Origin of the sequence: Sutterella megalosphaeroides, assembly GCF_003609995.1 — a bacterium.
Lineage (GTDB): Bacteria > Pseudomonadota > Gammaproteobacteria > Burkholderiales > Burkholderiaceae_F > Sutterella > Sutterella megalosphaeroides.
Map to the genome: position 1 here is coordinate 544,929 of NZ_AP018786.1, position 22,037 is coordinate 566,965.

At 62.3% G+C, this 22,037-nt stretch carries 13 protein-coding genes and 3 tRNA genes; 9 read left to right on the top strand and 7 right to left on the bottom strand.

Features of this window, described 5'->3' with window-relative positions; all coding sequences use genetic code 11:
* The first annotated feature begins 77 nt into the window (after nucleotides 1–77).
* The 6 genes from cuyB to dnaE all read left to right on the top strand — a co-directional run bounded on the left by cuyB (nucleotide 78) and on the right by dnaE (nucleotide 10,220).
* Entirely contained in the window at nucleotides 78–1,514 is a 1,437-nt protein-coding gene (gene cuyB / locus S6FBBBH3_RS02615; protein ID WP_120176296.1) for a cysteate racemase, read from the top strand.
* 125 nt (nucleotides 1,515–1,639) lie between these two features.
* Nucleotides 1,640–2,554: an NAD(P)-dependent oxidoreductase gene (locus S6FBBBH3_RS02620; protein ID WP_120177793.1), complete on the top strand. Its 915-nt coding sequence runs from the start codon at nucleotides 1,640–1,642 to the stop codon at nucleotides 2,552–2,554.
* A 153-nt stretch (nucleotides 2,555–2,707) separates the two neighbouring features.
* On the top strand, nucleotides 2,708–4,780 hold the full coding sequence (locus S6FBBBH3_RS02625) for a glutamine--tRNA ligase (RefSeq protein ID WP_120177794.1): 2,073 nt from the start codon (nucleotides 2,708–2,710) through the stop codon (nucleotides 4,778–4,780).
* Nucleotides 4,781–5,073: 293 nt separating this feature from the next.
* A complete protein-coding gene (locus tag S6FBBBH3_RS02630) occupies nucleotides 5,074–5,403 on the top strand; it encodes an FMN-binding protein (RefSeq protein ID WP_120176297.1) in 330 nt (109 codons plus the stop codon).
* 127 nt (nucleotides 5,404–5,530) lie between these two features.
* Nucleotides 5,531–6,649, top strand: coding sequence for an FAD:protein FMN transferase (locus tag S6FBBBH3_RS02635; RefSeq protein ID WP_120177795.1), 1,119 nt, complete (start codon nucleotides 5,531–5,533; stop codon nucleotides 6,647–6,649).
* A gap of 142 nt (nucleotides 6,650–6,791) precedes the next feature.
* Nucleotides 6,792–10,220 (top strand): DNA polymerase III subunit alpha, encoded by a 3,429-nt coding sequence (dnaE, locus tag S6FBBBH3_RS02640; protein WP_120177796.1) that lies wholly within the window; start codon nucleotides 6,792–6,794, stop codon nucleotides 10,218–10,220.
* A 38-nt stretch (nucleotides 10,221–10,258) separates the two neighbouring features.
* Here dnaE and S6FBBBH3_RS02645 read toward each other — a convergent pair whose 3' ends face one another.
* From S6FBBBH3_RS02645 to argH, 5 genes are all read right to left on the bottom strand, one after another.
* Complete coding sequence (locus S6FBBBH3_RS02645) at nucleotides 10,259–11,068, bottom strand: glycosyltransferase family 2 protein (RefSeq protein WP_120176298.1); 810 nt, start codon at nucleotides 11,066–11,068, stop codon at nucleotides 10,259–10,261.
* On the bottom strand, nucleotides 11,068–11,826 hold the full coding sequence (locus tag S6FBBBH3_RS02650) for a glycosyltransferase family 2 protein (RefSeq protein WP_120176299.1): 759 nt from the start codon (nucleotides 11,824–11,826) through the stop codon (nucleotides 11,068–11,070). The genes S6FBBBH3_RS02645 and S6FBBBH3_RS02650 overlap by 1 nt, the downstream gene beginning before the upstream one ends.
* Complete coding sequence (gene recN, locus S6FBBBH3_RS02655; protein WP_120176300.1) at nucleotides 11,823–13,484, bottom strand: DNA repair protein RecN; 1,662 nt, start codon at nucleotides 13,482–13,484, stop codon at nucleotides 11,823–11,825. Before recN ends, S6FBBBH3_RS02650 begins: the two co-directional genes overlap by 4 nt.
* Nucleotides 13,485–13,729: 245 nt before the next feature.
* A complete protein-coding gene (locus S6FBBBH3_RS02660; protein WP_120176301.1) occupies nucleotides 13,730–15,256 on the bottom strand; it encodes an alanine/glycine:cation symporter family protein in 1,527 nt (508 codons plus the stop codon).
* Between the two features lie 452 nt (nucleotides 15,257–15,708).
* Nucleotides 15,709–17,139 (bottom strand): argininosuccinate lyase, encoded by a 1,431-nt coding sequence (argH, locus tag S6FBBBH3_RS02665; protein ID WP_120176302.1) that lies wholly within the window; start codon nucleotides 17,137–17,139, stop codon nucleotides 15,709–15,711.
* Nucleotides 17,140–17,380: 241 nt separating this feature from the next.
* Here argH and S6FBBBH3_RS02670 point away from each other — a divergent pair.
* The 3 genes from S6FBBBH3_RS02670 (at nucleotide 17,381) to S6FBBBH3_RS02680 (ending at nucleotide 17,662) form a co-directional block, all read left to right on the top strand.
* Nucleotides 17,381–17,457 (top strand) — tRNA-Pro (locus tag S6FBBBH3_RS02670).
* A gap of 33 nt (nucleotides 17,458–17,490) precedes the next feature.
* Nucleotides 17,491–17,567 (top strand) — tRNA-Arg (locus tag S6FBBBH3_RS02675).
* 19 nt (nucleotides 17,568–17,586) lie between these two features.
* Nucleotides 17,587–17,662: transfer RNA gene (locus tag S6FBBBH3_RS02680), tRNA-His, on the top strand.
* A gap of 517 nt (nucleotides 17,663–18,179) precedes the next feature.
* Here S6FBBBH3_RS02680 and S6FBBBH3_RS02685 read toward each other — a convergent pair.
* A complete protein-coding gene (locus S6FBBBH3_RS02685; RefSeq protein ID WP_120176303.1) occupies nucleotides 18,180–18,479 on the bottom strand; it encodes a hypothetical protein in 300 nt (99 codons plus the stop codon).
* 483 nt (nucleotides 18,480–18,962) lie between these two features.
* On the bottom strand, nucleotides 18,963–21,797 hold the full coding sequence (locus S6FBBBH3_RS02690; protein WP_120176304.1) for a valine--tRNA ligase: 2,835 nt from the start codon (nucleotides 21,795–21,797) through the stop codon (nucleotides 18,963–18,965).
* Nucleotides 21,798–22,037 lie beyond the last annotated feature (240 nt).

Genomic DNA, 22,037 nt, shown 5'->3' on the forward strand with positions numbered 1-22,037 from the left:
AACCCGCGTGCGAACGGACGGTGACAAAGGCCCGACCCCTCGCGTAGGAATCGGGCTCTCGAAAGAGGAGAAAAATCATGAAGAGTCTGACGATCGGCCTTGCGGCCGGGATCAATCCGTCGGTGGCGCTCGCACTCAAAGCTGAGCTCATCGGCGTAGGCGCACGAAACGATGTTCGCGTCAACGTGGTGACGAGCGAAATTGAAATGCGCAAGGACGCGCCCGATGCGCGGATCGAGCTCGGCGACCGCAAAATCGCGGCGCTCGAAAGCGTGATCGAACTGGAGCGCGCGGGTTGCGACGAAGTGGTGGTGCCCGACGTGCGGTGTGAACCCTTCTTCGACGAAGTCCAAACGGAAGTCGAAGTGCCGATGGTGTCTCTCTACCGGGGTCTCCCCGCGGCGCTCGAAGCGGCGGGCGTTCGCCGCATCGGCCTTCTCGGCGTGGCAGTCGATCGGGAATTCTTCGTGAAGCTTCTCGACGGGACGGCCGAAGTGCTCGAACTTTCCGACGAACTGAAGGCGCTTTACCGCACGGTGCAGGACCCCGAAACGGGCCTGCGTCGCACGGGGCTCACACCCGAACACAAGGCCGCGCTTCTGAAGGCGGCAGAGGAGCTTCTGGCAGACGGCGCGGAACTCCTCGTTACTGCCTGCGGTCAGATGGCGCGCTTCGTTCCCGACCTCAAGGCCGAGGGGCTTCCCGTCTTCGACCTCTTGCGCGATACGGCCGAGCGCGCCGTGCTCGCGCCGCTCGCGCGTCGTCCGAAGCCCTTCAAGGTGGGCATGATCGGCGGTCTCGGGCCCGCGGCCACGGTCGACCTCTACGACAAGATCGTGAAGGCGACGCCCGCGCGCAACGACCAGGAACATTTCAAGGTTGCGGTCGAACAGAATCCTCAGATTGCCGACCGCACGGCGTGCCTGCTCGGCAACGGCACCGACCCGACGCTCGCGATGTTCAACTGCGCCCGTCGTCTGCAGGAAGACGGCTGCGACATGCTGATCGTTCCCTGCAATACCGCGCACGCTTTCGTTCCGTACATCGAGCGCAACCTGCGCATTCCCTTCATCAACATGCAGCAGGTGACGATGGAGGAAATCCGCGAGAAGTTCGGCGACGCGGCCCGCATCGGCCTTCTGGCGACGGCGGGAACCGTGAAGGCGGGGATCTACGGTAAGAAAGCCGAAGCCATGAACCTTCCCATGTTCACGCCCGACGAAGCGCATCAGGAACGCGTCATGGCGGCGATCTACGGGCCGAAGGGCGCAAAGGCGGGTTACACGGACGGCGTCTGCCGCGAAGACCTCGTGAGTGCCGTCGAGTACCTCGTGACGACGTACGACTGCAACTGCCTCATTCTCGGCTGCACGGAGCTTCCGCTCATCCTGGACGAAACGGATGACTTCCGCGTGGCCGGCAAGACCGTTTCGCTCATCGACCCGACCTCGGCGCTCGCGCGTCGCGTCGTGAAGGAGGCGAAAAAGGCCGAGGCCGAACGCGGCGTTCGCTGACAAACCCGTACGCGGAAACGGAGCGTTTCGAAGGGCGCTCCGTTTCCTTCCAGTTCACTCCGGCACCGACGCGCGCTCCATTGCGCAAACGTCCGATTTCTCTTTTGCATTTCGAGGTCCTTTCGATGGCCGAAAAGATTTATCCCACCACTGTTCCCACTCGGGTCGCTTTCATCGGGCTCGGCACCATGGGCTACCCCATGGCGGGGCACCTGAAGCGCGCAGGGCACGACGTGTGCGTCTACAACCGTACGACCGCCAAGGCCGAAAAGTGGGTGGAGAAGTTCGGCGGCACCATGGCCGCCACGCCGCGCGAAGCGGCCGAAGGCGCGCGCATCGTCTTTGCGTGCGTCGGCAATGACGACGACCTTCGCAGCGTTGTGCTCGGCGACGATGGTGCTCTTGCGGGCATGTCGGCGGGGAGCATGTTCTGGGACCATACGACCGCGAGCGCTCACGTCGAGCGCGATCTTGCGAAGGTAGCCGCCGAAAAGGGCGTCGCCTGGGTGGACGCGCCCGTTTCGGGCGGTCAGTCGGGGGCCGAGAACGGAACGCTCACAATGCTCTGCGGGGGCGAGGAGTTGGCCTGCAATCTCGGTCGACCGATCGTGATGAGCTACGCTGCGGCCGTGACGCGCATGGGCGACACGGGTGCGGGGCAGTTGGCGAAGATGGTCAATCAGATCTGCATCGCGGGTTGCGTCCAAGGACTTGCGGAGGCCGTGGCCTTCGGCATGAACGCGGGGCTCGACATGGAAAAGGTGATCGACGCGATCGGTCGCGGAGCGGCTTCTTCGTGGCAGCTTGTCAACCGCGGCAAGACAATGGCGGAAGGGAAGTTCGACTTCGGGTTTGCGGTCGACTGGATGCGCAAGGACCTCGGCATCGTCATGGAAGAGGCCCGACGCAACGGGTCGCAGCTTCCCGTGACGGAGCTCGTCGACCGCTTCTACGGCGAAATTCAAGCCGAGGGCGGCAACCGGCTCGATACCTCGAGCCTCATTCTGCGACTTCCCCGCAAGGCGCGGCAAAGCTCGTGAAGCCTCCGGAGGCCGTAAAACCTGGCCCCGAAATTTGACGGTCGAGAGGCTCTGATAAAATGCGCGGATACGCCAAACGAGCGGATCCGCGCATTTTTCATGCAGCCCTCCGCACTTTTTTCTTTCTCGACTCTCTTTCGTTGGAATCAAACGATGAGTGAAAACTCGGAAACGCCCGTGAGCGGGCACGCCACCAACTTCATCCGCAACATCATCGAAGACGATCTGGCCCAAGGAGCGAACCTTCCCCGCTACTGGTGCGGCCGTCCGGCGCCCTATTCCGAGCAACTGAAGGAGGGTGCCCCCGACGAGGCGAAGATCCGCACGCGCTTCCCGCCGGAGCCCAACGGCTACCTGCACATCGGTCACGCGAAGAGCATCTGCCTGAATTTCGGTCTCGCCCGCGACTACGGCGGCTACTGCCACATGCGCTTCGACGACACGAACCCGGTGAAGGAAGACCAGGAATACGTCGACGGCATCATGGACAGCGTTCGCTGGCTCGGTTTCAACTGGGAGCACGACAAGGAGACGAACCTCTACTTCGCGAGCTCCTACTTCGAGTACATGTACCGCTTCGCCGAGCATCTCATCACGACGGGCTACGCCTACGTCGACGAGCAGACGGCCGACGAGATGCGCGACAACCGCGGCACCCTCAAGGAGCCCGGCAAGAATTCGCCCTTCCGCGACCGCTCGGTCGAGGAGAACCTGCGTCTTTTCCGCGAAATGCGCGAAGGCAAGCACGCCGAAGGTTCGATGGTGCTGCGCGCCAAGATCGACATGGCGAGCCCCAACATCAACCTGCGCGACCCGGCGATCTACCGCATTCGCTTCGCCGAACACCACGCCACGGGGAACGCCTGGTGCATCTACCCGATGTACACGTTCGCGCACCCGATCGAAGACTCGCTTGAGAACATCACGCACTCGATCTGCACGCTCGAATTCGAAGACCAGCGCGCGTTCTACGACTGGGCGCTGGAGCGCATCGTGCCCGTGTTGCGCACGCCGCAGTACGAAGAAGCTCGTGCGTTGATCGCGAAGATGGCTGCGGGCGAAGACGACCGCGCTCTTTCTTTCGCGGCCCGCGCGCTTGCGGCCAAGGAAAAGCTCGGTCAGAGCGAGCCCGAATGCGCGATGCGCCGACTCTTCGACGCGTGGGGCGACAAGGCGCCCGAAACGCTCGACGACGCGTCGATGAAGGAATTCTTCGCGCTTCTCGAAGCGCACCCCGAAAACTTCACGCCCCTCATGCAGGCGGCGCTCGATGTGGTTCGCAAGAACTTCTTCCTTCTTTCGCACCAGTACGAATTCAACCGTCTGAACCTCACGTACGTGGTCGTGAGCAAGCGCAAGCTCATTCAGCTCGTGACCGAAAAGTACGTCGACGGTTGGGACGACCCGCGCATGCCGACGATCGTCGGTCTGCGTCGTCGCGGCTTCACGCCCGAAAGCCTCCAGAGCTTTGCGGACCGCTGCGGCGTCTCGAAGGTTTCGGGCGGTTGGATCGACTATTCGGTTCTGGAGCAGTGCCTGCGCGAAGACCTCGAAGCGCGCGCCCTTCGCCGCATGGCGGTGATGAAGCCCCTGAAGCTCATCATCGACAACTACCCCGAAGGCGCGAGCGAAGAACTCCTCGCGGACAACCACCCGCAAAAGCCCGAACTCGGCCAGCGCAAGATCACGTTCTCGCGCGAACTCTGGATCGAAGAGACGGACTTCGCGGAGGTGCCCCCGAAGGGCTTCCGCCGCCTCACGATTCCGACCGACGGCACGCCCGCCAAGCCCGTGCGTCTGCGCGCCGGCTACGTCATCGTGCCGACGAGCTACGAGAAGGACGAAACGGGCCGCGTCGTCGCGGTGCACGCCGACTACCTCCCCGAAACGAAGTCGGGCACCGAGGGGTCGCTCTCCGTGAAGACGAAGGCGACGATTCACTGGCTCGACGCCAAGACGGCGGTTCCGGCCGAAATCCGCGTCTACGATCGACTCTTCTGCGAACCGAACCCGGAAGCGGGTGAAGGCTCGTTCCTCGACCGACTCACGCCGAATTCGAAGGTGATTCTCTCGTCGTACGTCGAACCCGCGGCGGCCGCGGCCGAACGCGACGAAAAGTTCCAGTTCGAACGCTGCGGCTACTTCGTTGCGGACCGCAAGGACCACACGGCTGAAAAACCTGTTTTCAATTTGGCCGTGGGCCTCAAGGACACGTGGCGCAAGTAATCCGAACATCGCGTTGAGAACGCGAAGGGCGGTGAAACTTCGGTTTCTCCGCCCTTTGTCATGTTCGTGAGGCGCTCGAAAATCTAAGCCGATCGGCCGATGATCGGAGAAAAGTCCTGTGATAATATCCCTGAGTCCCGTTTTGCGCAGCGCGTGCGAGGGCCTGTTCGGGCTCGACGTTTGCGCCGCAACCTCCCCCGGGGACACGGGAGTTGCCGCTCGTCGTGAACGGCACGCCTCTTGCGGCAAGTCGCCGCATCATCCATTCCGAACGTTCATTAGGAAGAAATATCATGAAGAAGATCCTCGCTGTCGCCGCCGTTGCCGCTCTCGCCGCCGGTGCCGCTCAGGCCGCCTACAAGGACGGCACGTACACGGGTGAAGGCAAGGGCCGCGAATCGATGATTCAGGTCCAGGTCGACGTCAAGGACGGCAAGATCGCCGACGTCAAGGTCGTCAAGCACGGCGAAACCGAAATGATCATCGCTGCCCCGATCGAAACGATGCTCCCCGAAATCGTCAAGAAGAACGGCGTTGAAGGCGTCGACAGCGTCGGCGGTGCCACGCTCTCCTCCGACGGCATCAAGGCCGCCGTCAAGGACGCTCTCTCGAAGGCGCAGTAATATGGACGAATGCGGCGGAACGCGTTTTCGCCGCACTTCATGAATCCATTGAAAAAAGGGGATGAACGCCACGCTCATCCCCTTTTTTCATTTTTCGTTCGGATATTTGCTTTTTCCCTTGCCAGTCATGCTTTCGAAGTCGCTCTTTTCCGCTCCCGCCGTCAAACCTTTCGTGTTCGCGCTTTCCGCCGCCCTGGTTGCAACCGCGGGCGCCGCGGCCGCTCCCGAGTTGCGGGCTGCCGAAGCGCCCGCTGTTGCCGAAGCGCAGGAGGTCGAGTATCAGCTTCCCTGGCAGAGCCTTCACATGGGGACGCTCATTCAGGGGCAGGTCTATGCCCGCACGCCCGAAGAAACGAAGCGTCTCGCCGGCATCATGGAGTCGGAAATCGAACGGTTCGACGACATGATGAGCGTGCACAAGGAAACGGTGTTGAACGACGTGAACCGTCGGGCGGGCGAACGCGTGACGGTGACGCCCGAAATCGCCGAGATGACGAAGATGGCGCTGCGTGTCGCGGAAGAAACGGACGGCGCCTTCGAGCCCACGATCGGCCCCGTCGTGAATCTCTGGAAAATCGGTTTCGGGGGCGACAAGGTGCCGTCCGACGCGGCGATCGAAGAGGCCGTGAAGCACGTCGACTACCGCAAGGTAGAGGTCGGCGAAACCGAGGGTTCCTGGTACGTGCGGATCGCTCCGGGGCAGAACATCGACATGGGCGGGATCGCCAAGGGCTACATCGGTCAGAAGCTCTCCGAGCGACTCAAAGCGGAAGGGGCCGTGCACGCGCTTCTCGACCTGGGCGGGAACGTCGTCGCCGTGGGCGAAAAATCGCCCGGACACCCCTGGCGCGTCGGCCTTCAGTCGCCCGATCAAACGCGCGGAGCCTACTTCGGGGTCCTGACCGTCTCCGACATGAGCGTCATCACCTCGGGCGCCTACGAGCGCAATTTCGAAAAGGACGGCAAGCGCTACGGCCACATTCTGAGCGCGAAGACGGGTCGCCCCGTTCTCACCGACATTGCTTCCGTAACGATCGCCGACCGCGACGGCGGTCGTGCCGACGCGCTCTGCACGGCCCTTTTCGCCATGGGTTGGGAAAAGGCGAAGGCCTTTCTCGCCGCCCACAAGGACGTGCACGCAGTGCTCCTCTTGAACGACATGAAGACCGTGCACGTGAGCCGCGAACTCCGATCCGCCTTCACCCTGACGGACGAGACAATGCGCCTTGAGGGCGACATTCCCTGATCTCCTCAGCGCGGAAGGATTCTGCTATAACCTTCACCGCCTCTCTTCGAAGCGCCCCCGCGACGGGGACGCTTCGCCGGGCCCCCGTTCGGGCGGCCGACTTCTCTTCTCCGTCGCAATTTCGCACCTCCGCAAGACCGACATGGCCGATCCCAAGTTCATCCACCTGCGCTTTCATTCCGAGTACTCCGTCACGGACGGGTTGGTTCGCATCGACCCGATGATTCACAAGGTGCTCGAAACGGGCGGCGTGGCCGTGGGGATCGCGGACTTGATGAATATTTTCGGCGGGCTGCGCTTTTACACGCACGCGCTCGCTGCGGGCCTGAAGCCCATTCTCGGGTGCGACTTGAGGGTCAAAAACCTCAAAGAACCCGAGGCGCCCACGCGCCTCGGCGTTCTCTGCATGAACCACACGGGCTACCACTCGCTGTGCGTGCTCCTCACGAAGGCGTTTCTCACGGAGGACGAGAAGTTCCGCGGGCAGGTCGATCCCGCGTGGTTTGCCAAGGGCGGTGCGGACGGTCTCATTGCTCTTACGGGCGGCGCCGAGGGCGAACTCGGGCGCTACCTCATCAACAAGCGCTTCAATCTCGCAGACCAGGCGGTTGAAGAGCTGAAGGCGATCTTCGGCGACCGTCTCTACATCGAAGTGCAGCGTGCGGGCCGTCCCAACGACGAACTCGCCACGGCGCGTCTTGCGAACCTTGCGGCCGAGCACGGGTTGCCCGTCGTCGCGACGCACCCGGTGCAGTTCCTCGAGAAGTCCGACTTCGAAGCGCACGAAGTGCGCTGCGCCATTGCGGAGGGCTTCTCGCTTCAGGACCCCCGTCGCTCGAAAAACTATTCGCCCGAGCAGTACCTCAAGTCCGAAGAAGAGATGTGCGAACTCTTCGCGGACATGCCGAGCGCGCTTCAAAATTCCGTGGAAATCGCGAAGCGCTGCAACCTGGACGGCGTCCTTTCGAAGCCGCAGCTGCCGCTCTTCCCGACCCCCGACGGCATGTCGCTCGACGACTACATCGAGCAGCTCTCGCGCGAGGGTCTTCAGAAGCGCCTCGACTTCCTCTACCCCGACAAGGCGGTGCAGAACGAAAAGCGCCCCGCCTACGACGAGCGTCTCACGTACGAGCTTGAAACCATCAAGGGGATGAAGTTCCCGGGGTACTTCCTCATCGTTCAGGACTTTATCAACTGGTCGAAGCGAAACGGCATTCCCGTGGGCCCGGGCCGAGGCTCGGGCGCGGGTTCGCTCGTGGCGTATTCGCTCGGCATCACGGACCTCGATCCGCTCAAATTCGACCTCCTGTTCGAACGCTTTCTCAACCCGGAACGCGTCTCGATGCCTGACTTCGACGTCGACTTCTGCCAGTACAACCGCGACCGCACGATCGAGTACGTGAAGCGAACGTACGGGGTCGACGCCGTGAGCCAGATCGCGACCTTCGGTACGATGGGCGCGAAGGCGGCCGTGCGCGACGTCGGTCGCGCGCTCGACGTCCCCTACATGAAGACGGACGCGCTCTCGAAGCTCATTCCGCAGCAGCCGGGCAAAAACATCACGCTCGACGACGCGTTGCGCGACGTCCCGGAATTCCGCGAAGCGGTCGAGCGCGACGACGAATACAAGGAAATTCTGCGCTTGGCGAAGCCCCTCGAAGGCCTCACCCGAAACCTCGGCATGCACGCCGGGGGCGTGCTGATTGCGCCCGGCAAACTCACCGACTTCTGTCCCCTCTACAACGCCGACGGTGCTCCCGAAAACACGGTGAGCCAGTTCGACAAGAAGGACGTCGAAAGCGTGGGCCTCGTGAAGTTCGACTTCCTCGGTCTGACGACGCTTTCCATTCTCGCGAAGGCGGTCGAGTACATCGATCAGCTCCATCCGGGGACGCACTTCGACCTCGACCACATTCCGATCGACGACGAACCGACGTACCGACTCTTCCAGGAAGCGAACACCGCGGCCATCTTCCAGTTCGAATCGGACGGGATGCGCTCGCTCTTGAAGCAGGCCCGCCCCGACCGTCTCGAAGACCTCGTCGCCTTGAACGCGCTCTATCGACCCGGCCCGATGGACCTCATTCCTTCCTTCATCGCGCGAAAGTTCGGTCGCGAAAAGGTGGAGTACCTCGACGAGCGCATGGAGCCCGTGTTGCGCGAGACCTACGGCATCATGGTCTATCAGGAACAGGTGATGCGAGTCGCGCAGGTGGTGGGCGGCTATTCGCTCGGCGGCGCCGACCTTTTGCGCCGCGCCATGGGTAAGAAGAACGTCGAAGAGATGAAGCGACAGCGCGCCGTCTTCGTGAAGGGCGCGGCCGAGCGAAACGTGAAGGAAGAAGTCGCCTCGGAAATCTTCGACCTCATGGAAAAGTTCGCGGGTTACGGCTTCAACAAGTCGCATGCCGCGGCGTACTCGTACGTCGCCTACCAGACGGCGTACCTGAAGGCGCACCACACGGCGGCCTTCATGGCGGCGAACTTGTGCATGGTGATGGACTCGGGCGAAAAGATGAAGGCCCTGATCGACGACGCGATCGCGAACGGGGTCGAACTCCTGATGCCCGACATCAACGCGTCCGACTGGTTCTTTACCGTCCCCGACGAGAAGCACATCCGCTTCGGTCTCGGCGGCATCAAGGGCGTGAGCCAGGCGGTCATTCAGGACCTCGTCGAAAAGCGCAAGAAGGACGGTCCCTACCTCGACATTTTCGACGTGGCGGCGCGCGTTACGGGCGCGAACGCCCGTCTTCTCGAAGCGCTCGTCAAGGCGGGGTGCTTCGATTCGATCGATCCCGACCGCAACAAGTTGATCGTCAACATTCCGCAGGCGCTCTCGGCGAGTCAGTCCCTGCGGGCGAGCGCCGGTCAGGAGAGTCTCTTCGACGAACCCGGTGAAACGGCGCGCATCGTGAGCTGGCTTCCCGCCGTCCCCTGGACGATGCGTCAAAAGCTCACGGAAGAAAAGAGCGTGCTCGGCTACTGGCTGACCGGACACATGTTCGATCAGTACCGCGAGGAACTCGCGCACTATTCGCGTCAGCGCCTCAAGGATCTGCAGCCGAGCCGCGAGCCCGTCAAAATGACGGGGATCGTCACCTCGGTGCGTCAGGTGCAAAGCAAGCGCGGCCGTATGGGGATCGTCACGATCGACGACGGCACGGCCGTCGTCGAAGCGATGTGCTTCAGCGAATTCTGGGAAAAGAACCGCCGCGTCTTCCAGGTCGACGGCGTCGTGTGTCTTACGGGCAAGGTGCGCTACGATGAATTCTCAAAGCGCATGTCCGTCACGCTCGAAAGCGTGAAGACGCTCGACCAGTTCCGGCACGGTGCGGCCAAACATCTCAAAATCCGCGTCAAGCCCGGAACGAACGCACAAACCCTGGCGCAAATCGAAGAGCTTCTGCGCCAGGAATCGGGCGAGAGCGGCGTGCCGCTCGTCCTCGAAACCACGGCGGCGGGCGCGACGGGGAGTGTCTTTGCGGAGCAACAGGTTCACGGCACCGAAAACTTCATGGCGGCTTTGCTCGCCGTTCCCGCCGTCGAGTCGATGCAGGTCGTTTATTGAGAGAGCAAGAACGGGTGTTGGGAAACCGTCATCCGTAATCAGTATTGCGTCTGCATCGGACGCCCGGGTTGCGTGCGGCCCGAGCGTTCCGTTTCCATGAGGCGGTCCCAGTTCGCATCCTTGCGACTGCGGTCCGCTTCGCGGTGCCAGAGGTGAAAGCACGGTGACGAACACAAACCCCAGGTCATCCGACAGCCGTTGTTGATGAGTCGGATCGCCATGTCGGAGTCTTCGTACCCCCAGCCTTCGAACTGCTCGTCCTGACCGCCCACCGCAAAGAAATCCTCCTTGAAAAGCGACCAGTTGCAGCCGCGCAGAAGTTGCCAGCGGCGCGAGCGCCAGAAGCGAATCGGTCCGAGCGAAAGGCCGAGTGCGGGTTGCCAGCGGTTGATCGATTTTTCGCGCGTGAGGCGCTTCAACGCACCGAGATCCTCCGTCCAGTCGATTTCCCCCGTCTCGAAGCACGAGCGGCTGAAGGCGTCCGAAAGCAGGATGCGTTGTCCCGCCACGATCCGGTGCAGCTTCGCGAGCGCGCGGTGCGTGGCGACGAAGTCTTTGCGTACGAAGCAGTCCCCGTCCATGAAGATGAGGTAGTCGCCCGAAGCGAGCGTCACCGCCTTGTTGCGCGAGCGCGCGAGGCGAAAGCCGTCGTCGGGTTGCCACGAATGAACGAGAGGAACGGGAAACTTCTCGCGCCAGGCGTCGATGAGCGCGCGCGTGTCGTCGCGCGAGCCGTCGTCGGCTACGACGACCTCATAGTTGCGGTCGGTTTGTCGGGCAAGCGACTTCAAGGCGAGATTGAGTGCGTCGGGCCAGTTGTAGGTGGCGAGGATGACGGAGATCTTCATCAAAATACTCCCTTGGTACGCTTTTCCAGGTCCCACTTGGCGTACTTCATGAACGTGTAGTAGGCGTGGTGGACGGCAAAAAGAAAGCCCATCTTCCCGTCGAGGAAGCCGCGATCGACGACGTAGGCTTTGAAAAACGCCCACGTCGGTTTCAGAAGCGCCCCCATGAGAAAAGAAGTGTCTTTCCCGCGTTCGGCTTGTTGCTTTCCGAGGTAGGAGGTGTAGCTGTCAAGCTTCCGGATGGTTTCGCTCCAGTTCCGGTACGTGTAGTGAAGGAGGTAGCCCGAGAGCTCCGAGGCGGGGTACGTGCTCGAGATTTTTTCATGAACACGCCCCGTGATGTCGGTCCCTTCTTTTGGCATGAGTCGCAGAACCCGGTCGCTTCTCATGGAGCCGTGTCGAATCGTGTGGTGTTCGAAACAGTTGAGGCGACGCAGGTAGTAGGAAGCGGGCGGACGCCGGACGGCCTCGAGAATCCGGGCCTGCAATTCCGGCGTGACGACCTCGTCGGAGTCAAGAAAGAGAATCCAATCGGAGGCGGCTGTCTCGACGCCGAAGCGGCGTTGCGCGGCGAAGTCTCCGTTCAGGGCGTGCTGAAGCACGCGCGCGCCACTCGATCGGGCGACGTCCGCCGTAGTGTCCGTACTGAAATCGTCGATGACGAGAACTTCGTCGGCAAAGCGTACGGACGCAAGCGTACGGGCGAGCGAAGACGCGCAGTTTTTCGCCAGAATGATGATGCTGAGACTGGGGGTCATTCGTTTTCCTTCGGACTCCGGATCATTTCCCGCGCCAGAGCCAACGTATTCTGCGTGATCGAAACGCCCGCCAACATGCGAGCCACTTCGTCGACGCGGGCGTCGCGGTCCAAGACCGTAAGCGTACTCACGGTGCGCTCGTTGCGCAGGCGCTTTTCGACGCGCCAGTGATTGTCGCCGCACGAGGCGACCTGCGGGAGGTGGGTGATGCAGAGCACCTGACGGTCCCGGCCGAGCTGCCTCAGCAGTTTACCCACAACTTCCGCCACGGCGCCGCCGATGCCGCTGTCGACTTCGTCGAAGATCAGCGTCGGCACGGGCGTTGCTTTCGCCGTGATGACGGCGATGGCAAGACTGATGCGGGCGAGTTCGCCGCCGGAGGCGACTTTGATGAGGGGCCGCGTCTGCACGCCCGCATGCCCCGCAATGAGAAATTCGCACTTTTCGCTCCCCGCGGGCGAAGGCTCGGACGGGGTGAGGGCGATTTCGAGGCGGGCGCCCTTCATGGCAAGGTGCTGCATTTCCGCCGTGACGGTGGCGGAAAGTTCCCGCGCGCCCGCGCTGCGGGCTTCGCTCAGAAGGCGGGCGACCTCGTCGTAGTCGGCGCGGGTTTGCTGCTCGGCTCGGGCCAGGGCGTCGACGTCCTTGGAACCGGTGAGCGAGCGGAGTTCCTCGCGGTAGGATTCGAGCAATTCGCCGAGGTGCTCGGGTTCGGTGTGAAATTTGCGCGCGAGATTGAAGTAACGCCCCACCCGGCGGTCGATTTTCTGGAATCGGTCGGCGTCGAGGTCCGTGCGATCCAAATACTTCGAGACGTCTCGCCCCGCCTCTTCGACGAGGTCGATCGCCGAAGCGAGGGTTTCGCCGAGCGCGGCGAGCTTTTCGTCGTAGCGGGCGAGGCTTGAGAGCTTTGCGTGCGCCGAGGAGAGGGCGGAAGAGGCCGAGTCGTCCCCCTCCGTGAGACGGTTGAGAATTTCAGCGAGACCTTCGGAAATCGCCACGCCGTGCGCAAGGCGCGTGTGTTCGGCGGTGAGCATTTCCCATTCGCCGGGCTTCGGGGAGAGGGTTTCGAGGTCTTCGATGATCCAGGTGAGGCGTTCCGTTTTTTCTTCGACGGAGCGCGCGTTGGCGGTTGCGTCCTCCAGGGCGCGTCGGGCGTCCTGCCAGGCGTGATAGGCCTTCTCAACGGCACGGACGAGTTCGGACGTACCCGCATGGCCGTCGAGGAGCTTGAGCTGATGGGCGGGCTTCAGAAGCGACTGATGAGCGTGCTGACCGTGGACGTCGACGAGCCGCTCACCCAGGTCGCGCAATTGCGTCGTCGTGACGGCGATGCCGTTGATCCAGGCGCGCGAGCGTCCCTTGTCGTCGATCGTGCGACGGATGAGGAGCGTCTCGTCCGCGCTTTGAAGCTCGTTTTCCTTCAGCCAGCGGTCGGCCCGCTCGGACGCCGAAAATTCCGCGACGATGTCGGCGCGCTCCGCACCTTCGCGAACGACGCCCGCATCGCCGCGGCCGCCGAGGATGAGTTCGAGCGCGTCGATCAGAATGGACTTCCCCGCACCCGTTTCCCCCGTGAGGACGGTGAACCCCCGACGAACGTCAAGGGAAAGAGATTCGACGATCACGAAGTCGCGAAGACTGAGGCTCGTGAGCATGGCGGGGCTCCGAAAAGGGAAAGAAAAAGGGAAAAACCGCCAAAGCGGTCGGCGGTAAAAGGAGGATACCCGAAACCGGAGCGGGTGCATCGGGTTGGAGCAAGGTTTGTGCTACAAAAAACGAATCCGCCCGAACCGGGCGGGTTCGGGCGGATTGAAAAAGAGGGGAAAGAGGGAAAGCGGAGTTCTCCGAGTCGGACGAAACACAGCTTTGCGGTCCGTCCGACGTCTTCGATTCAGGGCTTTCAGCTCTGCGAAGCCTTCCCCTTGCGGGAGGCGCCGCTCTTCAAGCCCGCCAGGTTGTCGACGCCTTCGGCGTCTTCGACGGCGAGGTTCTCTTCGGCGCGTTCGCCCACCCAGTAATCGGCGTTGACGATGCCGAGCTTGTCCGGATGGAAGACAGGATTGAGGCCGAGGTTGCGCTGGGCTTCGTAGTCTTTGAGAGCCGCAAAGGCGGGCTTCTGGAGAAGCAGAATCGCAATGAGGTTCAACCATGCCATCGTGCCCACGCCGACGTCGGCCATCGTCCAGATGAGGCTCGAAGCCTTCAGGGCGCCGAAGGCAACGGTCCCGAGGAAGACCACCTTGATGACGGTCATGATGATGGGTTTGCGCAGCGTACGGTTGATGTAGGCGGCGTTCGTTTCGGCCATGTAGTAGTAGCCGAGAATCGTCGTGAAGGCGAAGAAGAAGATCGTGATCGCGATGAAGGGGCCGCCCAGGCCCGGCATCAGACGATCGATGGCGGCCTGCGTGTAGACGGGACCCGCTTCAACGCCCTTGAGACCTTCGAAGAGCATCGTGCCGTCGGGGCTGGTGATGTTGTAGCAGCCCGTCATGAGGATCATGAAGCCCGTCGCGGAGCAGACGAAGAGCGTGTCGATGTAGACGGAGAAGGCTTGCACGAGACCCTGCTTGGCCGGGTGTGAAACGGCCGCGGCGGACGAGGCGTGCGGACCCGTACCCTGACCGGCTTCGTTCGAGTAGATGCCGCGCTTGACGCCCCAGGAGATGGCCGAACCGAGAAGGCCGCCCAGGAGGGAGTCCGTACCGAAGGCGCTCGAAATGATCATCGAGAAGACGGCGGGAATCTGCTCCCAGTTGATGCCGACGATGATGAGCGCCACCACGATGTAGGCCTGCGCCATGAAGGGAACGATGATGCTCGTGAACTGCGCGATGCGCTTGAGCCCGCCGATGATCACGAAGCAGAGAATCGAGGTGATGACGGCCGCGCTCACGGTCGCGTCGATGTTGAAGGCTTCCTGCCACGCGGCGGCAATGGAATTCGACTGCACGCCCGGACAAAAGACGGTCGAAGCGAGAATCGTCACGACGGCAAAGAGCCAGGCATAGGGCTTCGAGCGCAGGCCCTTTTCGATATAGAAGGCCGGACCGCCGCGGTACTGATCTTCGATCTTTTCCCTGTAGATCTGACCGAGGGTCGATTCGACGAAGGCGCTCGAAGCGCCGAGGAAGGCCACGGCCCACATCCAGAAGAGGGCTCCCGGGCCGCCGAAGCAGATGGCGGTTGCAACCCCGGCGATGTTCCCGGTGCCGACGCGGCCGGCGAGGGTCAGTGTGAGGGCCTGAAAGCTCGAAAGACCGATTTCGCCCTCACGGCGCTGAAAGAGCAGTCGCCACATTTCGGGCAACATCCGGAGCTGTACGAAGCGGGAACGGATCGAGAAGAAAAGCCCCGCAAGAAGACAAAGCCCCACGAGCGGCGGCGACCAAATGAGCGCGTTCAGTTGACTGATGAAGGATTCCATGATGTTCGAGCACGTTTGAAGGACGGAAGGGGTGGAAACGCGCGGAAAAGCATCCCCCGAGCGTGCCGTTGCGACAAAGCACGAAAGCCGGAAAAGCGTCCGGCCGGGGTGGGGGTGAGGAAGCGACGAGTGTCGACGGAGGAGAAAGGCGCCCGATGCGCGCTTTCGAGAGAAGGGCGGGGGATGCTCAACTCAACGAGTCATGGATCAAGTCTACTTCACTCGTCGGTCGGTAAAGCTTCCGCCTAGGGCCGAGGTCGTACGACAAAGCGCTTAAAAGAAAAGAGGATCGATCAAAATTCGGAAAGAAGAAACGTTGAGTTTATGGGCCGGGCACCCGGGAAAAGAACGAGGCCGAAACGTCGAAGACGTTTCGGCCTCGTGAAAGCGCTTCGTTCGGACGCCGCGCGAAGCCCCGCATGCGGAACTTCGAGCGGCAGCCGACAAACGAATTACTTCGCGGCGCGTTCGGCGATGATCGCTTCCCAACGGGCCACCTGACGGCGGACCTGGTTCGGGGCGGTGCCGCCGAGGTGGTCGCGGGCGTTGACGGAGCCTTCGAGCTTCAGAACTTCATAGACGTCGTTTTCGATCACGTCGCTGAAGCTCTTGAGCACGTCAAGCGGGAGCTCTTCGAGGCCGCAACCGCGTTCGGAAGCGGCGCGCACCGTCTGACCGACGATGTCGTGGGCCGTACGGAAGGGAACGCCGTGACGCACGAGGTAGTCGGCGAGGTCGGTGGCGGTGGGGAAGCCCATCTGAGCGGCGCGGTACATGACGTCGGCCTGGGGTTCAACGCCGGCCATCATGTCGCAGAACGCGCGCAGCGTGTCCTTGACGGTGTCGATCGCGTCGAAGACGGGTTCCTTGTCTTCCTGGAAGTCCTTGTTGTAGGCAAGCGGCGTCCCCTTCATGAGGGTGAGCATCGCGATGAGGTCGCCGTAGACGCGACCCGACTTGCCGCGGGCGGTTTCGGGAACGTCCGGGTTCTTCTTCTGGGGCATGATCGAGGAGCCCGTCGTGAAGCGGTCCGGAAGCTTGATGAAGCCGAAGCGCTGGCTCATCCACACCACGAGTTCTTCGGAGAGACGCGAGATGTGCATCATGATGAGCGAGGCGGCCGAGCAGAATTCAACGGCGAAGTCGCGATCGGAAACGCCGTCGAGCGAATTCTGGGAAACGGCTTCGAAGCCGAGGAGTTCGGCCGTGAATTCGCGGTCGATCGGGTAGGTCGTGCCGGCAAGCGCGGCCGAGCCGAGGGGGCTGCGGTTGACGCGGCGACGCAGGTCGAGGAGACGTTCGCGGTCGCGTTCGAACATTTCGACGTAGGCGAGCATGTGGTGACCGAACGTCACGGGCTGGGCGACCTGCATGTGGGTGAAGCCCGGCATGATCATGTCGGAACCGGCCTTGGCCTGGTGAACGAGCACGTCCTGGAGGTGTTCGATGCGACGAACGATTTCGTCGATTTCGGAGCGCAGGTAGAGACGGATGTCGGTCGCGACCTGGTCGTTGCGGGAGCGGCCCGTGTGGAGGCGCTTGCCGGCGTCGCCGATCAGGGCCGTGAGGCGCGCTTCGATGTTGAGATGCACGTCTTCGAGCTCAAGCTGCCACTCGAACGTGCCCGCCAGAATTTCCGAGCGGATCTGGTCCATGCCGCGGCGGATGTCTTCGAGATCCTTGGCGGAAATCACGCCGATCTTCTCGAGCATCGTCGCGTGCGCGACGGAGCCTTCAATGTCCGAGAGCGCCATGCGCTTGTCGAAGTCGACACTCGCCGTGTAGCGGAGAACGAAGGCATCGACCGGTTCGGAGAAGCGGCCCGACCACGCCTTCTTCTTGGCGTGCAGGGGGTCGTTGGAGTTGTCGTTTTCGTGGCTCATTTTTCAACCTGACGGTATGAGGTGTAAAGGAGCTGATATTTTAGACTCTGAGAAAGGCTCGTGCCGTAAAGACGGGGTTGGAAACGCTTTTTCGAAAGCGACGAGCCCGGGCGGAGACTTGCCCCGAACGCCTCAACGGACGGAGCGCCAACCGGGAGGACGGGCCCCGGGACGCGTCGGATGTAATTAAATGTAATAGTGCTTGACTTTTTCGGGGCGCAAAGATAATATTTCACTTCCTCGGGGTGTGGCGCAGTCTGGTAGCGCGCCTGCTTTGGGAGCAGGATGTCGGGAGTTCGAATCTCTTCACCCCGACCATCCCTTTAGGCAATCAGCCTGAAAGTATTCGACCTGCCCGTAGCTCAGTTGGATAGAGCATCTGCCTTCTAAGCAGATGGTCGCTGGTTCGAATCCTGCCGGGCAGGCCACAAGATTCAAAGTTTTGTGGTGGGAATAGCTCAGTTGGTAGAGTCCCGGATTGTGATTCCGGTTGTCGTGGGTTCGAGTCCCATTTCCCACCCCAGAAGTTCAACGCCCGCACGGAATACCGTGCGGGCGTTTTCCTTCCTTTTCTCTTCTTTCCGCGTCGCATCTCCGGATGCGCCCTCTGCGCCCCGCGCGCGCATCCCTTTCTTCCACAGGTTGTCCACAGCGCCCGCAGCCTTCGGCGCTTCCTCGGACGTTTTCCTTTTTCAAACAAAAGCTCGTAAAGACTCCGGGAAGCGGCGGCTCTCTTCGCGATAGCGAGTACTTGCTTCTCACACGTCGGGCGCACCTGTCTGCGAGGCGAATCGACGGATTTCGCCGCATGCGGCAACGGACTTTTCCACACGGTTTTTCCACAGGCGCCCGGGCGGGCGATGGAAATGCAAAAGCGCGCCCCCTGCGTTGCCGGACGCAACGCGCAATGGGCGCGCTTCGATGGTTCGGGGCGAGGTGCCGACGGACTTCGGGTGTTCGATGTCTTTACCGGGGTCTCACGGCTCACCGGTCTTCCGGCTCCAGTCTGGTGTTCCGGAGTCGTCGGTCGCTCGGGCGAATCAATAGCGGGCGTAGAGCTTCAGGAATTGCGCGACGGTGTCTTCGACCGTTGCGTCGGGCGCTTCGTAGGGTGCGTCCGAGAGTTCGAGGCCGAGAATGTCTTCGATCGTGTACCAACGGAGCTTGCGCGTGACGCCGGAGGTGCTTCCGCCGTCGGTCTGAAGGGCGACCAGCTTCAGTTCGTTCGTTCCGTTGAGGCCGCATGCATAGGGCGAAGCCACGCGGTCGTGACCGTGGTAGCTGAAGGCCACGGACTTCTTTTCTTCGATCGCCTTCACGAGAGTATCGACAGTCGTCATTTCTCTTACTCCTTCAAGTCGGAAGGGCGTCGTCCCCGAAGGGGCGGCACCGACGTCACAAGTCGAAGACCGAGGGACGCGGCGCGGCCGCGTCCCCGATCGAACCGTCGGGACGGTGCGTTGAGGGCGGCCGAAACGAAGCGTTGCGGCGGGACGACGAAGGCCGTACTCCCGCGAACTCGAACGCTTCCGGCATCCGCCCGACGACGCAACGTCCTCGGGGCGGCGCGAAAAAAGGGCGCTCGCCCGAATTCGATTATGACGTGAGGGCGCTCGGGGTGCGAGGGAATCTGCAAGGCATGGTGAATCAGGTCAAGAAAGCCCCAGGTTGGGGCGACCCGGCGGGCGTGCCTCAGTGTTCTTCCCGATGACAGCCGGGGAAAAAGGAAACGGGACCCCGAAGGGTCCCGTTTCCTTTGGACCGTGCGGCCCGGTCTTCACCGTGCCGCAGGTTGTCGTCCGCGTGCCGCGAGCTTCGAAGCTTTAGGCGGCGGGGAGTTTCGCGAGCTGTTCGCGCTGCTTTTCAAGGAGCGAGGCGAAGTTCGCGAGACGTTCCTTTTCGGTCGCGACCACTTCGGCGGGCGCGCGAGCGACGAAGCGTTCGTTGCCGAGCTTGGCTTCGCACTGCTTCACCTGAGCTTCGAGGCGCTCGATTTCCTTCGTGAGGCGGGCGCGTTCGGCGGCGACGTCGATTTCGACCTTGAGCATGAGCTTGAAGTCGCCGACGATGGCGACGGGCGCGAGCGCGCCGCGGTTGTCGAGCTCTTCGACGCGCTCGACAGCCTCAAGGCGGGCGAGCGCCTGGAGGTAGGGCGCCGCTTCGACGCAGACGTCGGAGGGACCCGAGACGACGAGCGGAACGCGCGTCGAGGGGGCGAGCTTCATTTCGCTGCGCAGATTGCGCACCGAGTCCACCATCGACTGCACGAGCGCCATGCGTTCGAGCGCTTCGGCGTCTTCGAGTTCGGGACGCACTTCGGGGTAGCTCTGGATCATGACGGAGGTTTCTTCGTCGGCCGCACGAACGCCCGCCGTTACGGAAACCTTCTGCCAGAGTTCTTCGGTGATGAAGGGGATGATCGGGTGCGCGAGGCGCAGGATCGTTTCAAGCACGGTGACGAGCGTGTGGCGCGTGCCGCGCTGCATCGCTTCGTCGCCCTTCAGCTGCACCTTCGTGAGTTCGAGGTACCAGTCGCAGAATTCCGTCCAGACGAAGGAATAGATGGCGTTCGCGGCGTTGTCGAGACGGTAGTCTTCGTAGGCGCGGCGCACGTCCTTCACGGTTTCGTTGAGGCGGGCGAGAATCCAGCGGTCCACGACCGTCAGGGTCTTTTCAAGGCCGGCCGTCGCACCCGTGCCGCAGTCCTTCCCTTCGACGTTCATGAGAACGAAGCGGGTGGCGTTCCAGAGCTTCGTGCAGAAGTTGCGGTAGCCTTCGGCGCGCTTGAGGTCGAAGTTCACGTTGCGACCGAGCGTGGCGTAGGCCGCCATCGTGAAGCGCAACGCGTCGGCGCCGTGCGCGGCGATGCCTTCGGGGTAGTTCTTGCGAAGCTTCTTTTCGACAATCGGCGCCTTTTCGGGCTGACGAAGACCCTTCGTGTTCTTGACGACGAGGCTCTCAAGATCGATCCCCTGAATGATGTCGAGCGGATCGAGCGTGTTGCCTTCGCTCTTCGACATCTTCTTCCCTTCGGCGTCGCGCACGAGACCGTGGATGTAGACGTCCTTGAAGGGCACGCGCCCCGTGAAGTGCTTCGTCATCATCACCATGCGGGCGACCCAGAAGAAGATGATGTCGTAGCCCGTCACGAGCACGCTGCTCGGGAGGTAGAGGTCGTACGCGGCCTTGTCTTCGCCTTCGGGGTTGGGCCAGCCGAGGGTCGAGAAGGGAACGAGGGCCGAGGAGAACCACGTGTCGAGAACGTCCTCGTCGCGCGTCAGCTTCACGCCTTCGCCCGCCTGCGCCTGCGCTTCGGCTTCGGTGCGCGCCACGAAGACGCGACCCGATTCGTCGTACCAGGCGGGAATCTGGTGACCCCACCAGAGCTGACGCGAGATGCACCAGTCCTGAATGTTTTCGAGCCACTGGCGGTAGACGCCGCGCCACTCGGCGGGGAAGATGTTCACTTCACCCGATTCGACGGCTTCGAGACCCACTTCGCCGATCGACTTCCCGGGGTAGAGGGTGCCTTCGGGAGCGGGCTTGCTCATCGCCATGTACCACTGCTCGGAGAGCATCGGTTCGACGATTTCGCCCGTACGCGCAACGCGCGGCACCATGTGCTTGTGGGGCTTGACGGCAACAAGGAGGCCCGCGGCTTCAAGGTCGGCGACGGCCGCCTTGCGGCAGGCGTAACGATCCATCCCGCGGTACTTCTCGGGGACGTTCTCGTTCATGGTCGCCGTCTTCGTGAGGACGTTGAGCATGGGGAGGTTGTGGCGGCGACCGACTTCAAAGTCGTTGAAGTCGTGCGCGGGCGTGATCTTCACGCAGCCCGAGCCGAATTCGCGGTCCACGTACTCGTCGGCGATGACGGGGATTTCACGGTCGGTGAGCGGGAGCTTGAGCATCTTTCCGACGAGGTGCTTGTAGCGCTCGTCTTCGGGGTGCACCGCCACGGCCTGGTCGCCGAAGAGCGTTTCGGGACGGGTCGTCGCCACGACGACGCCTTCCGAGCCGTCCGCGGCCGGGTAGCGGATTTCCCAGAGATGGCCGTTGTCTTCTTCGCTTTCGACTTCAAGGTCGGAGACCGCGCTCTGGAGCTTCGGGTCCCAGTTGACGAGACGCTTGCCGCGGTAGATGAGGCCTTCTTCGTAGAGACGAACGAAGACGTCGACCACGACCTTCGAGAGCTTCTCGTCCATCGTGAAGTAGGCGCGGTCCCAGTCGACGCTGTCGCCGAGGCGACGCATCTGCGAGAGGATCGTGCCGCCCGAAACCTTCTGCCAGTCCCAGATCTTCTGAATGAACGCGTCGCGCCCGAGATCGCGGCGGTCGATTCCTTCTTTCTCAAGCTGACGTTCGACCACGATCTGCGTGGCGATGCCCGCATGGTCCGTGCCCGGAATCCAGAGCGTGTTGTAGCCCGCCATGCGGTGGTAGCGCGTGAGCGTGTCCATCACCGTCTGGTTGAAGGCGTGCCCCATGTGCAGGATCCCCGTGATGTTCGGGGGCGGCAGCTGGATGGAGAAGCCCGGCTTTTCGGGATCGGTTCCGGCGCGGAAGTACCCGCGCTTTTCCCAGATGGGGTACCAGCGGGATTCGATTTCCGCGGGCTCAAAACTCTTGGCGAGTTCGTTCGTGGTGGATTCGCTCATCGTTTTAACCAACAAAACAACTAAGGGCAAAGGATTCGAGGGAGTGCGCCCGGTCGCAGGGCCGCAGGTTCGATGCGGCGCACGATGGCGTCGCGGCGACTCCCGAGGGTCGGAATGCCGAAGGACCCGCGAGGGTCCTTCGTCGATTCCGCATGAAAATGCGTGCGCGTGCATGATTGTCTCACGAACGCTCGTCGGGAGGCGTTTTCCCGAGGGTGCTTTCGTGTTCGCGCGGCGTGG